Source organism: Streptomyces sp. NPDC127119 (assembly GCF_042677425.1).
GTDB lineage: Bacteria > Actinomycetota > Actinomycetes > Streptomycetales > Streptomycetaceae > Streptomyces.
The window spans coordinates 11,548-24,039 of sequence record NZ_JBHXTO010000092.1; the positions used below are offsets into that span (position 1 = coordinate 11,548).

Here is a 12,492-nt window from a genome sequence, read left to right on the forward strand (position 1 = left end):
CCGCGGCGGGGGGGGCGGCGGCGGGGTTTATGTCCGCGCCCCCCCGCGGGGCCCAACAAAACCCCCCCGCCCCCCCCCGTGGGGCCCCCCCCAAACCCCCCCCCTGGGGGGCCGGCCCACTACTGCGTCCGGGACCACCGGGGGCCGCCCCGCCCTCGGGGCACTCTCGGGGAAGCGGGCAACGCCGCAGGCTCGGCTTGTCACTCTCGGGGGCGCGGGCAACGGCGCAGGCTTGGCTTGTCGCTCTCAGGGGCGCGGGGAACGGCGCAATCCTTCGCCTTCAGGCGCACAGGGACCGGCACAACCCACCAGGGGCGCGGGGAACGGCGCAATCTTTTGTCTCTCAGGGGCGCGGGGAACGGCGCGACCGGCCCCCACCGACCCGCAGGTCGAGTCTCCCGGCGCCACGGACCGCCCACGCGCCCACCTCCGCACCCGGCGCGAGCCGAACGCCCTGAGCGACGGGCCCACTCTCCCAGGCCCCCACAACACCCACCCAGCCCCCGACGGGCACGTCCTACGCCGCACCCGAGCGCCGCCACGGACCGCGCATCAGCAGGCCCCCGGAGGGTCCGCGCGCCCGAGCACGACCACATCGGCCGCGTCGAAGGCCACCCCCACTTCCTCCCCCACCCCCGGCGCGTCCCGCAACGCACACGCCGCCTCCAACCGCGGCGCCCCCTCCGCCTGCAGCTGTACGGCGACATGCGTGCCTCGGAAGGTCCGCGCGGCCACCGCGCACCGCAGCCCCTCCGCGACCGGTACGAGCCGTACCCCCGCGGGCCGGACGAGCAGCGTGACCTCACCCTGCGGAGTGCCCGAAGGCACCGGCAGTTTGCCCCAGGGCGTGGCCGCGGCCTCCCCGGAGACGGTCGCCCCGGTCACGTTCTCGAAGCCGAGGAAGCGGGCCACGAACTCGTCGGCCGGACGCTGCCAGACCTCAAGCGGCGTACCCGACTGGGCGATCCGCCCGTCCCGCATCACGACGACCCGGTCCGCGAGCGCGAAGGCCTCGCCCTGGTCGTGGGTGACCGCGAGCACGGTGGTGCCCAACTCGCCGAAGAGTTCGCGCAGTTCGACCACCAGCCGTTCACGCAGCGAGCGGTCCAGCTGGCCGAGCGGTTCGTCGAGCATGAGCAGCCGGGGCCGCGGAGCCAGCGCACGGGCGAGCGCGACCCGCTGCTGTTCGCCCCCGGAGAGGGACGCGACAGCCCTCCCCTGCGCGCCCGGCAGCCCCACGAGCGCCAGCAACTCCCCCACCCTGACTGCCTGTCGCTGCTTCGACTCCCCGTGCATCCGCAGCCCGAAGGCCACGTTTCCAGCCACATCGCGCTGCGGGAACAGCTGATGGTCCTGGAACATCAGGCCGACCCCCCGCTTGTGCGCGGGCACCCCGTCGAGGTCGCGGCCCTCCAGGAACACCCGCCCGTCGTCGAGATGCTGCAGCCCGGCGACCGCCCTCAGCAGCGTCGACTTGCCGCTGCCGCTGGGCCCGAGGACGCACACGATCTCGTGCTCGGCGACATCGAGCCCGACGTCGTCGAGCACGGCCCGCCCTGCGAACCGTACGGTCGCCCCATCCAGTTCGAGCATCGTCAGAACTCTCCCGTCCGGTCGGAGCGAAGGTCGGTGCGAAGGCGTTCGAGGACCAGCAGCGCCACCGCGCACACGAGCATCAAGAGGGTCGACAGGGCCATGGCCTGCCCGTAGTTGAGGTCTCCGGCCCGCCCGAGCAGCCGCGCCACGGCGACCGGCAGCGTCGGGTTGTCGGGCCGTGCGATGAAGACGGTCGCGCCGAACTCGCCCAGCGACACCGCGAACGCGAACCCGGCCGCGATCAGCAGCGCCCGCCGCACCATCGGCAGGTCGACCTCGCGCCACACCCGCCAGGGCGAGGCCCCGAGCACCGCCGCGGCCTCGCGCAGCCGTCCGTCGACCGCGCGCAGCACCGGCAGCATGGTCCGTACGACGAAGGGGACGCCCACCAGCGCCTGCGCGAGCGGCACCAGGATCCAGGTGCTCCGCAGGTCGAGCGGCGGCTCGTCGAGCGCGATGAGGAAGCCGAAGCCGACGGTCACGGCGGAGACGCCGAGCGGCAGCATGAGCAGCGCGTCGAAGCCGCGGACGAGACGTCCGAGCCGTCCGGTGTCCCGCCGGGTGAGCGCGGCGGCGGCGAGTCCGCCGATCAGCAGGGCGATGGCGGTCGCGGCGAAGGCGTACCGCAGCGAGTTGCCGACGGCGTCGATGGGCGGGACGAGGAAGAGGCTGCCCTCGTTGCGGGTGAGCGCCTTGTAGTAGCCGAAGCCGGGGGCGTCGAGCGAGCGCTCGACCAGGACGGCGAGCGGCAGCACGAGCAGGACGGCGATGGTGCCGAGGACGCCCGCGAGCAGCGCCCACTGCCCCGCGCCGTGCGGCCGTCGTGCGGTCGTGGCCGCGTCCACCAGCCGCAGGGCCGTCTCCCGCCGCCGTACGGTCCGGGCGTGGACGGCGAGGATCGCGCCGACCGCGACGAACTGGACGAGCGTCAGCACGGCGGCCGTGGAGAGGTCGAAGATCTCCGAGGTCTGCCGGTAGATCTCGACTTCGAGCGTGGAGAAGGTGGGGCCGCCGAGGATCTGCACGACACCGAAGGAGGTGAAGGTGAAGAGGAACACCATGAGCGCGGCGGCGGCGACGGCCGGGCCGAGCGCCGGGAGGGTCACCCTGCGCCAGGCCGCGAACCGGGAGGCGCCGAGCACTCTGGCGGCCTCCTCCTGCCGCGGGTCGAGCTGCGACCAGAGGCCGCCGACCGTGCGGACGACGACCGCGTAGTTGAAGAAGACGTGCGCGAGCAGGATGGCCCAGACGGTGGTGTCCAGGCGTACGCCCCACAGTTCGTCCAGGAGCCCGCCGCGCCCGAGCAGTGCCAGGAAGGCCGTGCCCACGACGACCGTCGGCAGCACGAACGGCACGGTCACGACGGCCCGCAGGATCTGCTTGCCCCTGAACTCGAAGCGCGCGAAGACGTACGCGCCGGGGAGCGCGACCAGCAGGGTGAGCGCCGTCGAGGCGAGCGCCTGCCAGGTCGTGAACCACAGGACGTGCCGGATGTCGGACTGTCCGAGCACGTCCGCGATCCGCCCGAACCGCCAGACCCCGTCGACCTTCAGCCCGCGGACGGTGATCGCGACGACCGGATAGGCGAAGAAGACCCCGAAGAACGCGACGGGCACGACCATGAGCCCGAGCCGTGCCACGCTCCCCCGGCGCGCAGACCACGCAGACCGGGGGCGCGAGCGGGGCTCTACTTCAGTACGAGCGAGGTCCATGACTTGACCCACTCGTCACGGTTGTCGGCGATCCTGGCGGGGTCCAGGGTCTCGGGGTTCGCGGCGGCGGGACCGTACTGCGTGAACGCGTCGGGCACCTTGGCGCCCTCGATCACCGGGTAGACGAACATGTTGAGCGGCATGTCCTCCTGGAACTGCCTGCCCACCAGGAAGTCGATGAGCGCCTTGCCGCCCTCGGTGTTCTTCGCGTTGCTGAGCAGGCCCGCGTACTCGACCTGGCGGAAGCAGGTGCCGTCCGCGACTCCGGTCGGCGCGGTCTTCGGCTTGGGGTCGGCGTAGATGACCTCGGCGGGCGGCGAGGAGGCGTACGAGACGACGAGCGGCCGGTCGCCCTTGGCCTTCTTGCCGCCGGCGGACCCGGAGAACTCCTCGTTGTAGGCCTGCTCCCAGCCGTCGACGACCTTCACGCCGTTGGCCTTGAGCTTCTTCCAGTAGCCCTCCCAGCCCTTGTCGCCGTACTCGGCGGCGGTGCCGAGCAGGAAACCGAGGCCGGGCGAGGAGGTCGAGGCGTTCTCGGTGACGAGGAGATCCTTGTACGCGGGCTTGATCAGATCGTCGAAGGACGTCGGCACGGCCAGCTTGTGCTCGCTGAACCAGGCCTTGTCGTAGTTGACGCAGATGTCTCCGGAGTCGATGGGCGTGACCCGGTGCTTGTCCTGGTCGACCCGGTACCGGGCCTGGATGCCGTCCGCGCCCTTGGCCTCGTACGACTGGAACAGTCCGTTGTCGAGCGCGCGGGAGAGCAGGGTGTTGTCGACGCCGAAGAGGACGTCTCCCTGCGGGTTGTCCTTGGTGAGGATCGCCTTGTTGACGGCCTGCCCGGCGTCGCCGTCCTTGAGGACCCGGACCTTGTACCCGGACTCCTTCTCGAACGCCTTCAGTACGTCCTTGGTGTACGCGAAGGAGTCATGGCTGACGAGGGTGACGGTCTTGGACCCGGAGCCCCCGTCGCCGTCCCCGGAGTCGGACGACCCGCAGGCGCCGAGCGCGGCGAGGCCGAGACCGCCGGCCGCGACCACGGCGGTGATCCTGAAGATGTTGCTCTTGTTGCTCACTCGATTCCTCCTGGGTTGACCAGGAAGAGACGCGGCCCTGCCCCGGACCTCGAACGGATCCCGGGCAGGGCGCAACAGCTTGAGTAGTGACCGAACTTCCTACCCAGAATGACCTGGGCGAGGTTCAGAGGGTCTGCGGGCTGTCCCGCACTCTCAGCGCTGTGGCGCTCCCCTGTCGGAATATGAAGATGTCGTCATACGAAAACGCTGTCGTACGGAAATGCTGTCGTACGGAATGTCCGTACGACTCGCCAGACTACCGCTCGGTGGCCGCGAGCTGTCCGCACGCCCCGTCGATCTCCTGACCACGGGTGTCCCGGACGGTGACGGGCACCCCATGGGCCGCGATCGCCTCGACGAACGCCTTCTCGTCCTCGGGCCGCGAGGCGGTCCACTTGGAGCCGGGCGTCGGGTTCAGCGGGATCAGGTTCACATGCACCGGCTTGCCCTTGAGCATCCGCCCGAGCCGGTCACCGCGCCACGCCTGGTCGTTGATGTCCCGGATGAGCGCGTACTCGATGGAGAGCCGGCGCCCCGACCTGGCCGCGTACTCCCAGCCCGCGTCCAGCACTTCCCGTACCTTCCACCGCGTGTTGACCGGTACGAGGGTGTCGCGCAGCTCGTCGTCCGGTGCGTGCAGGGAGATGGCGAGACGGCACTTGAAGCCCTCGTCGGCGAACCGGTTGATGGCGGGGACGAGACCGACGGTCGAGACGGTGATCCCGCGCTGCGAGAGCCCGAGCCCGTCCGGCTCCGGGTCGGTGAGGGCCCGGATGGACTGGACGACCCGCTTGTAGTTGGCGAGCGGCTCGCCCATGCCCATGAAGACGATGTTGCTGAGCCGCGCCGGGCCACCGGGGATCTCCCCGTCGCGCAGCGCCCGCATGCCGTCGACGATCTGGTGCACGATCTCGCCGGTCGACAGGTTCCGGTCGAGACCGGCCTGTCCCGTCGCGCAGAACGGGCAGTTCATCCCGCAGCCGGCCTGTGAGCTGATGCACATGGTGACCCGGTCCGGGTAGCGCATCAGCACGGACTCGACGAGCGTGCCGTCGAAGAGCCGCCAGAGGGTCTTGCGGGTGGTGTCGTCATCGGTGGACAGATGCCGCACGACCGTCATCAGCTCGGGCAGCAGGGCTTCCTGCAGCTTGGCGCGCGAGCCGGCAGGGATGTCGGTCCACTGCTCGGGGTCGTGCGCGAACCGCGAGAAGTAGTGCTGCGAGAGCTGTTTGGCACGAAACGGCTTCTCACCGACCGCGGCAACGGCCTCTTTACGCTCGGCAGGCGTGAGATCGGCAAGGTGCCGCGGCGGCTTCTTGGCTCCGCGGGGGGCGACGAATGTGAGTTCTCCGGGCTTAGGCATGGCTGTACCAGTGTCGCAGATCGATTCGTGTGACCTGAGCCGCGAGGTTTCGGGGGCGCACGGCTGTGCGGCTGTGCGGCTGTGCCGCTGTGCCGCTGTGCCGCTGTGCCGCTGTGCCGCTGTGCCGCTGTGCCGGATGGTCGCCGCATCTTCACGGCTCCTCACCCCTTCAGGGGCCTCTTCCGGCGGTCGCGTTGCCATCTAGGCCACACTAGGACCTAGAATCGAACGCGTGTCCGATAAAGTGCCTCGCCTGGATCGCCTGCGCAGCGTCCGCGAATGGCTGGCCTGGCAGCTGCGCCGCACAGACGACACCATCGCCGAGCTCGAACGTCAGGAGGCAGCCGCCGCCCGTGCCACGCCCACACCGCCCTCGGCAACGCCCGGCTGGAAGCTCGCGTTGCGAAGAGCGGGCGGCAGACCCGCCCCCGACGCCGTCCATACGAGCGACTGCGGCATGGCAGGCAAGAACACCAAACCGCTGCCCCGCGAGCAGGCGCTCCGGGCTCTCACGGAGGACGGCATCAGCGCGTGCCCCTACTGCCGGCCCGACAACGATCTGGGTGTGCTGTGAACGGCGAACGGCCGCAGGACGAGAACACGAGCGGGACGGGCGGGACGAACGCGGCGCCCATCGTCGTGCACCGCATGACGGGCGCCCGCGGGCGCCGGGTCACCATCCACGGCCAGGTCTTCGGGCTCGCCCACAGCGACACCGACCTGGTCGAGTTCCTGCGCCGGGCGGGCCTGCCGGACGACGCCTGGGAGCTGCTGGACGACCCGCGGTGGGTGAAGTGGCAGGGCGGCCGGCCGCACGAGTACTCCCCGGAGGGCCCGGACGCCGAAGACCCCCGGCCGTGACCGGCCGGGGGTCCCCCGGGTCATGAGGCGCCCGGTACGGTCAGCCCGATCCGACGAAGAGCACCAGCAGCAGCCACACCACGGGAGCGGTGGGCAGCAGCGAGTCCAGTCGGTCCATGATCCCGCCGTGGCCCGGGAGCAGGGTGCCCATGTCCTTGATGCCCAGGTCCCGCTTGATCATCGACTCGCCGAGGTCGCCGAGCGTGGCGCTGACCGCGACCGCGAAGCCGACGATCAGGCCCTGCCACCAGGTGCCGTCGTCGATGAGGAACTGCATGCACAGCGCGCCCGCCACCATCGCGAAGGCGACCGCGCCGAGCAGGCCCTCGCGGGTCTTGCCGGGACTGATGCGGGGGGCGAGCTTGTGCGTGCCGAAGCGCCACCCGACGGCGTACGCGCCCGTGTCGCTGACCACGGCCAGCAGCAGGAACGTGAGGACCCGCCACGCACCGTCGTCCGCGGTGAGCATCATCGCCACGAAGGTGGCGAGGAACGGGATGTAGAAGGCCGCGAAGACCCCCGCGGTGACGTCCTTGAGGTAGCCCTCGGGCGGTTCCGTCATCCGCCAGACGAGGACCGCGAGCGCGGTGAGCGCCATGGCCACCCAGGCGCCCTCGGGCCCGCGGACGTAACCGGCGACGACCATCGCCGCGCCGCCCAGCGCCAGCGGCACGAGCGGCGCCTTGATGTCCTTGCGCTCCGCGAGCCTCGACGTGAGCTCCCACAGACCGACCACGACAGCGACCGTTATGACGCCGATGAAGACGGCCTTGACGACGAACAGCGACGCGACGATCACCACGCCGAGCCCGACGCCGACCCCTATGGCAGCACCCAGGTCGCGGCCCGCGCTCTTCTTCTGCGGCGCGGGTGCGGGCTGTGCGGCGCTGGTCATGGGCTCCTGCTGATTCAGCGGATGCTGCGGATGCTGCGGATGCTGCGACGAAGTCTGGAACGGCGGCGGCGTCGACGGTGGCGGCGTCTCGTCGCGGAACAGGGGGCCGCCCGTCCGAGCAGCCCCCCGGTCGTCATCCTGGTCTCCGCCATGCGCGGGTACGTCGGGCACGATGGGCATGGGGCGAGTCTGCTGCGCGTGGTGCGCATCGTACGCGGGACCCGCCGGGGCATCCCCCTGGACAGGCCCCCGGTCGGACGGCCCCCAGTACCCGGCTTGTGGCGGCGCCCCCCAGGAAGAGTCGTTCATCAGACTTCGAGCAGCTCTGCTTCCTTGTGCTTGAGCAGCTCGTCCACCTGCGCGACGTACTTCGCGGTGGTGTCGTCGAGCTCCTTCTCCGCACGGCGGCCCTCGTCCTCGCCGACCTCGCCGTCCTTGATCATCTTGTCGATGCCGTCCTTGGCCTTGCGGCGGACGGAACGGATCGAGATCTTGGAGTCCTCGGCCTTGGTGCGGGCCACCTTGATGTAGTCCTTGCGGCGCTCCTCGGTGAGCTCGGGGAACACCACCCGGATGATGTTGCCGTCGTTGCTCGGGTTGACGCCGAGGTCGGAGTCGCGGATCGCCTGCTCGATGTTGCGCATCGCGCTCTTGTCGAACGGGGTCACCACGGCCATACGCGGCTCGGGCACCGAGAACGAGGCCAGCTGGTTGATCGGGGTCAACGCGCCGTAGTAGTCCGCCACGATCTTGTTGAACATCGCCGGGTGCGCACGGCCGGTGCGGATCGCGGCGAAGTCCTCCTTGGCGACCACGACGGCCTTCTCCATCTTCTCCTCGGCTTCGAGGAGGGTCTCTTCGATCACCACTTGCTCCTGCGTGTCTTGAGTAGGCCCGGCTGCGGTTCCCTGGCGGTTAGGCGGCCGGCTGCGTCGCGTCTTATTCCTGAACGGTTCCGGACCGGCAGGACATTGTCCATCCCCCGGTCAGGCCCGACTGCCCTGGTCACCCACGAGCGTGCCGATCTTCTCACCCTTGACCGCCCGAGCGATATTGCCCTCGGCGAGAAGCTCGAAGACGAGGATCGGGAGCTTGTTGTCGCGGCACAGCGTGATCGCGGTCATGTCGGCGACCTTCAGGTCGCGGGTGATGACCTCGCCGTAGCTGAGCGCGTCGAACTTGACCGCTCCGGGGTTGGTCTTGGGGTCGGAGTCGTAGACCCCGTCCACACCGTTCTTGCCCATCAGCAGCGCTTCGGCGTCGATCTCCAGCGCGCGCTGGGCGGCGGTGGTGTCCGTGGAGAAGTACGGCATGCCCATCCCGGCGCCGAAGATGACCACACGGCCCTTCTCCAGGTGCCGCACGGCTCGCAGCGGGATGTACGGCTCGGCGACCTGCCCCATGGTGATGGCGGTCTGCACGCGCGAGTCGATGCCCTCCTTCTCCAGGAAGTCCTGGAGGGCGAGGCAGTTCATGACGGTGCCGAGCATGCCCATGTAGTCGGAGCGGGCCCGGTCCATGCCGCGCTGCTGGAGCTCGGCTCCCCGGAAGAAGTTGCCGCCCCCGATGACGACGGCGATCTGGGCGCCACCGCGGACCACCGCGGCGATCTCCCGGGCCATCTTGTGCACCACGTCGGGGTCGACGCCGAGCGCTCCGCCACCGGCGAACGCCTCACCGGAAAGCTTCAGCAGAAAGCGGCCGGAGCCCTTGCCGGTGTCGCTCTTTTCGTCCTTGTCGGCGGCCTGGGTGGTGGTCATGGAGATCTCGCCTCTTCTACGTGTCGCACATACGGGTCGCACATACGAAGAAGGCCACTGCCGGTGGGGTGTTGTTCGCATCCCATGCGCGGCAATGGCCTCCTCGTCAGATCTGCTGTCGTCCGTTCACGCCCGCGCGTGACGGTCTGCGCGACCGACACGGACGACTGCTGTCGACCCTAGCGGGATCGCGCGTCGATCGCGGTACGGACTCAGATGCCGACCTTGATGCGCGAGAAGCGCTTCAGGGTGACACCGGCCTCGTCCAGGACCTTCTGGACGGACTTCTTGTTGTCGAGCGCGTACGGCTGACCGAGGAGGGTGGCCTCCTTGAAGAAGCCGTTGACGCGACCCTCGACGATCTTCGGGAGCGCGGCCTCGGGCTTGCCCTCGGCGCGCGTGGTCTCCTCGGCGACACGACGCTCGGACTCGACGACCTCGGCCGGAACATCCTCACGGGAGAGGTACTTCGGCGCGAAGGCGGCGATGTGCTGCGCGATGCCCTTGGCAAGACCGGCGTCGGCCTTGTCCAGCTCGACCAGGACACCGATCTGCGGGGGCAGGTCGGGCATGGTGCGGTGCATGTACGCGGCCACGTAGGCGCCGGTGAACTGGGCGAAGCGGTCGAGGACGATCTTCTCGCCCAGGTTCGCGTTGGCCTCGTCGACGAACGCCTGGACCGTCTTGCCGGACTCGATCTCCGAGGCGAGGAGCGCCTGGATGTCGGCCGGGGAGGTCGCGGCGGCGTGCTCGGCGATCTGGTTGGCGACGACCTGGAACTTCTCGCTCTTGGCGACGAAGTCCGTCTCGCACTTCAGCTCGACCAGGACACCGGAGGTGTTGTCGTCGGCGATGATGGAAACCACGGCGCCGTTCTCGGCGGAGCGGCCCTCGCGCTTGGCGACGCCCTTCTGGCCCTTGATGCGCAGCGCCTCGACGGCCTTGTCGACGTTGCCGTCGGCCTCGTCCAGCGCCTTCTTGCAGTCCATCATGCCGGCGCCCGTGAGCTCACGGAGCTTCTTGACGTCGGCGGCGGTGTAGTTCGCCATGATCTGTGAATCTCTTCTCGGAGTTCGAAGTCTCGGAGTCGGCGTCCGCCGCTGATCGGGCGGGCGTCCACCGAAGATCTACGGGCTGGGGGTGAACGGCGGGCGACGCACGAGGCGCCGCCCGCCCTCACTCAACCGTGACGCTGGATCGTCAGGCCTGCTCGGCCGCGGCCGGCTTCTCAGCCTCGGCCTCGGCGGGGGCCTCGGCGACAGCCGGAGCCTCGGCCTCGGCGGCGGGGGCCTCGGCCGGAGTCTCGGCCTCAGCGGCGGGGGCCTCGGCCTCGGCGGCCGGAGCCTCGGCGGCGGGCGCCTCGGCAACGGTCTCGTCGGCCTTCTTCTCGCCGCCCTCAAGCAGGTCGCGCTCCCACGCGGCGAGCGGCTCGCCCGCGGCCTTGTCACCCTCGGCGGCCTTGCCGGCACCGGAACGGGAGATGAGGCCCTCGGCGACGGCGTCGGCGATCACGCGGGTGAGCAGGGTGACGGAGCGGATCGCGTCGTCGTTGCCCGGGATCTTGTAGTCGACCTCGTCGGGGTCGCAGTTGGTGTCGAGGATGGCGACGACCGGGATGTTGAGCTTCCGGGCCTCACCGACCGCGATGTGCTCCTTCTTGGTGTCCACGATCCAGACGGCGCTGGGCACCTTGGACATCTCGCGGATACCGCCGAGGGTCTTCTCCAGCTTGGCCTTCTCGCGGGAGAGGACGAGCAGCTCCTTCTTGGTGAGGCCGGACGCGGCCACATCCTCGAAGTCGATCTGCTCAAGCTCCTTGAGACGCTGCAGACGCTTGTAGACGGTCGAGAAGTTGGTGAGCATGCCGCCCAGCCAGCGCTGGTTCACGTAGGGCATGCCGACGCGGGTCGCCTGCTCGGCGATGGCCTCCTGCGCCTGCTTCTTCGTGCCGACGAACATGACCGTGCCGCCGTGGGCGACGGTCTCCTTGACGAACTCGTAGGCGCGGTCGATGTACGACAGCGACTGGAGCAGGTCGATGATGTAGATGCCGTTGCGCTCGGTGAAGATGAAGCGCTTCATCTTCGGGTTCCAGCGACGGGTCTGGTGACCGAAGTGGACGCCGCTTTCCAGCAGCTCCCGCATCGTGACGACGGCCATGGCCGTACTCCTTGGTGTTCTCGGTTGTGCCGCGTCCGCCGGACGGCGGTCGCGCCTGACGCCCGCATTGCGCCTTGCCACGAGGGACCGAGGGGCGCTGACATCGGCTGTTTGACGGCCTGATGTCGGGGCGTGCGAAGTCGACCCGGTGACCCGGATCGCCACAAGAAGTGTACGGGACCCACGGGGTGCCGGGTGACGCCGCTGTCCACAACCGACGGGTACTCCACAGATCCCGGCCATGATCCCTTTTTTCATGCCATTCGAGGCACGGTTCTCGCATGCGAGCAGATCGTTTTCTTCGTACGAGACCGATGCGGCGGCCTGCCATGACGGTGCCGGTCATGAGGGTGCGCGCCCTGACGGTGACCGCCGTGCTGATACTCGGCCTTCTGCTGGGCCTGGTCCTCGGCGGCGGCCCCGCGGCCATCGCCCGGGTCGGCGACCCCGGCACGGGTGACGGCATGGGTGCCGACACCCTTGCCGACACGGGTGACGGTGGGGGTCCTGACGGTGCGGACCCGCCGGTCCCCGTCGTCGGCCGCGCCTGGCCGGTGGGGTCGCGCCCGTCGGTGGCCCGGGGCTGGGAGCCGCCCGCGACCGTCTACGGCCGGGGCCACCGGGGCGTCGATCTCACGGCCGCCCCCGGCACCCCGGTCCGGGCCGTCGCGCCCGGCCGCGTCTCCTTCGCCGGCCGGGTCGCGGGCCGCGGGGTCGTCTCGGTCGAGCTGACCGGCACGGGCACCCCGCCCCTGCGCACGACGTACGAGCCGGTCGCGGCGACGCTGAAGAAGGGCACCGAGGTCGCTGCGGGCGAGGTAGTGGGCGTACTGGAACTGCCGACGTCCCACTGCCCGATGTCATGCCTCCACTGGGGCCTGCGCCGCGGAGACACCTACCTGGACCCGCTGTCCCTGCTGCCCCCATGGCTGCTGACCAGGGGCCCGTCACGCCTGCTGCCGGTCACGGGCATCCCGGAACCGGAGCCGGAAGCGACGCCGGAAGCAGGCGTGGGATCGGCACCGAGAGCAGAAGCGGGAGGGGGAGCGGGAGGGGCGCCGACGTGACG

At 70.1% G+C, this 12,492-nt stretch carries 12 protein-coding genes and 1 riboswitch; of the genes, 3 read left to right on the top strand and 9 right to left on the bottom strand.

Annotation, left to right across the window (positions count from 1 at the left end):
• Positions 1-552 precede the first annotated feature (552 nt).
• The 4 genes from ACFVH5_RS30330 to rlmN all read right to left on the bottom strand — a co-directional run bounded on the left by ACFVH5_RS30330 (position 553) and on the right by rlmN (position 5,747).
• Entirely contained in the window at positions 553-1,593 is a 1,041-nt protein-coding gene (locus tag ACFVH5_RS30330; protein ID WP_385836902.1) for an ABC transporter ATP-binding protein, read from the bottom strand.
• A gap of 2 nt (positions 1,594-1,595) precedes the next feature.
• Positions 1,596-3,308, bottom strand: coding sequence for an ABC transporter permease (locus tag ACFVH5_RS30335; protein ID WP_385836903.1), 1,713 nt, complete (start codon positions 3,306-3,308; stop codon positions 1,596-1,598).
• Positions 3,284-4,384, bottom strand: a complete 1,101-nt coding sequence (locus ACFVH5_RS30340; RefSeq protein WP_385836904.1) for a thiamine ABC transporter substrate binding subunit — start codon at positions 4,382-4,384, stop codon at positions 3,284-3,286. The genes ACFVH5_RS30335 and ACFVH5_RS30340 overlap by 25 nt, the downstream gene beginning before the upstream one ends.
• Positions 4,385-4,462: 78 nt before the next feature.
• Positions 4,463-4,568: riboswitch (TPP riboswitch) on the bottom strand.
• Between the two features lie 72 nt (positions 4,569-4,640).
• On the bottom strand, positions 4,641-5,747 hold the full coding sequence (rlmN, locus tag ACFVH5_RS30345) for a 23S rRNA (adenine(2503)-C(2))-methyltransferase RlmN (protein ID WP_107021791.1): 1,107 nt from the start codon (positions 5,745-5,747) through the stop codon (positions 4,641-4,643).
• Between the two features lie 232 nt (positions 5,748-5,979).
• Between rlmN and ACFVH5_RS30350 the strand changes: the two genes are divergently transcribed.
• A complete protein-coding gene (locus ACFVH5_RS30350; RefSeq protein WP_385836906.1) occupies positions 5,980-6,321 on the top strand; it encodes a DUF6233 domain-containing protein in 342 nt (113 codons plus the stop codon).
• A gap of 74 nt (positions 6,322-6,395) precedes the next feature.
• Positions 6,396-6,608 carry a hypothetical protein gene (locus tag ACFVH5_RS30355; protein ID WP_385836917.1) on the top strand — a complete coding sequence of 71 codons (213 nt, stop codon included), beginning with the start codon at positions 6,396-6,398 and terminating at the stop codon, positions 6,606-6,608.
• Between the two features lie 40 nt (positions 6,609-6,648).
• On the opposite strand, the gene ACFVH5_RS30360 is transcribed toward ACFVH5_RS30355, so the two are convergent.
• The 5 genes from ACFVH5_RS30360 to rpsB form a co-directional block, all read right to left on the bottom strand.
• Complete coding sequence (locus ACFVH5_RS30360; RefSeq protein WP_385836907.1) at positions 6,649-7,812, bottom strand: phosphatidate cytidylyltransferase; 1,164 nt, start codon at positions 7,810-7,812, stop codon at positions 6,649-6,651.
• Positions 7,812-8,369, bottom strand: a complete 558-nt coding sequence (gene frr, locus ACFVH5_RS30365) for a ribosome recycling factor (protein WP_107021830.1) — start codon at positions 8,367-8,369, stop codon at positions 7,812-7,814. Before frr ends, ACFVH5_RS30360 begins: the two co-directional genes overlap by 1 nt.
• A 120-nt stretch (positions 8,370-8,489) precedes the next feature.
• Positions 8,490-9,263 (bottom strand): UMP kinase, encoded by a 774-nt coding sequence (pyrH, locus tag ACFVH5_RS30370; RefSeq protein ID WP_384813412.1) that lies wholly within the window; start codon positions 9,261-9,263, stop codon positions 8,490-8,492.
• A 212-nt stretch (positions 9,264-9,475) separates the two neighbouring features.
• Positions 9,476-10,312 (bottom strand): translation elongation factor Ts, encoded by an 837-nt coding sequence (gene tsf / locus ACFVH5_RS30375; protein WP_384813409.1) that lies wholly within the window; start codon positions 10,310-10,312, stop codon positions 9,476-9,478.
• A gap of 151 nt (positions 10,313-10,463) precedes the next feature.
• Positions 10,464-11,423 (bottom strand): 30S ribosomal protein S2, encoded by a 960-nt coding sequence (gene rpsB, locus ACFVH5_RS30380; protein ID WP_385836908.1) that lies wholly within the window; start codon positions 11,421-11,423, stop codon positions 10,464-10,466.
• A gap of 464 nt (positions 11,424-11,887) precedes the next feature.
• Between rpsB and ACFVH5_RS30385 the strand changes: the two genes are divergently transcribed.
• Complete coding sequence (locus ACFVH5_RS30385) at positions 11,888-12,490, top strand: peptidoglycan DD-metalloendopeptidase family protein (protein ID WP_385836919.1); 603 nt, start codon at positions 11,888-11,890, stop codon at positions 12,488-12,490.
• Positions 12,491-12,492 lie beyond the last annotated feature (2 nt).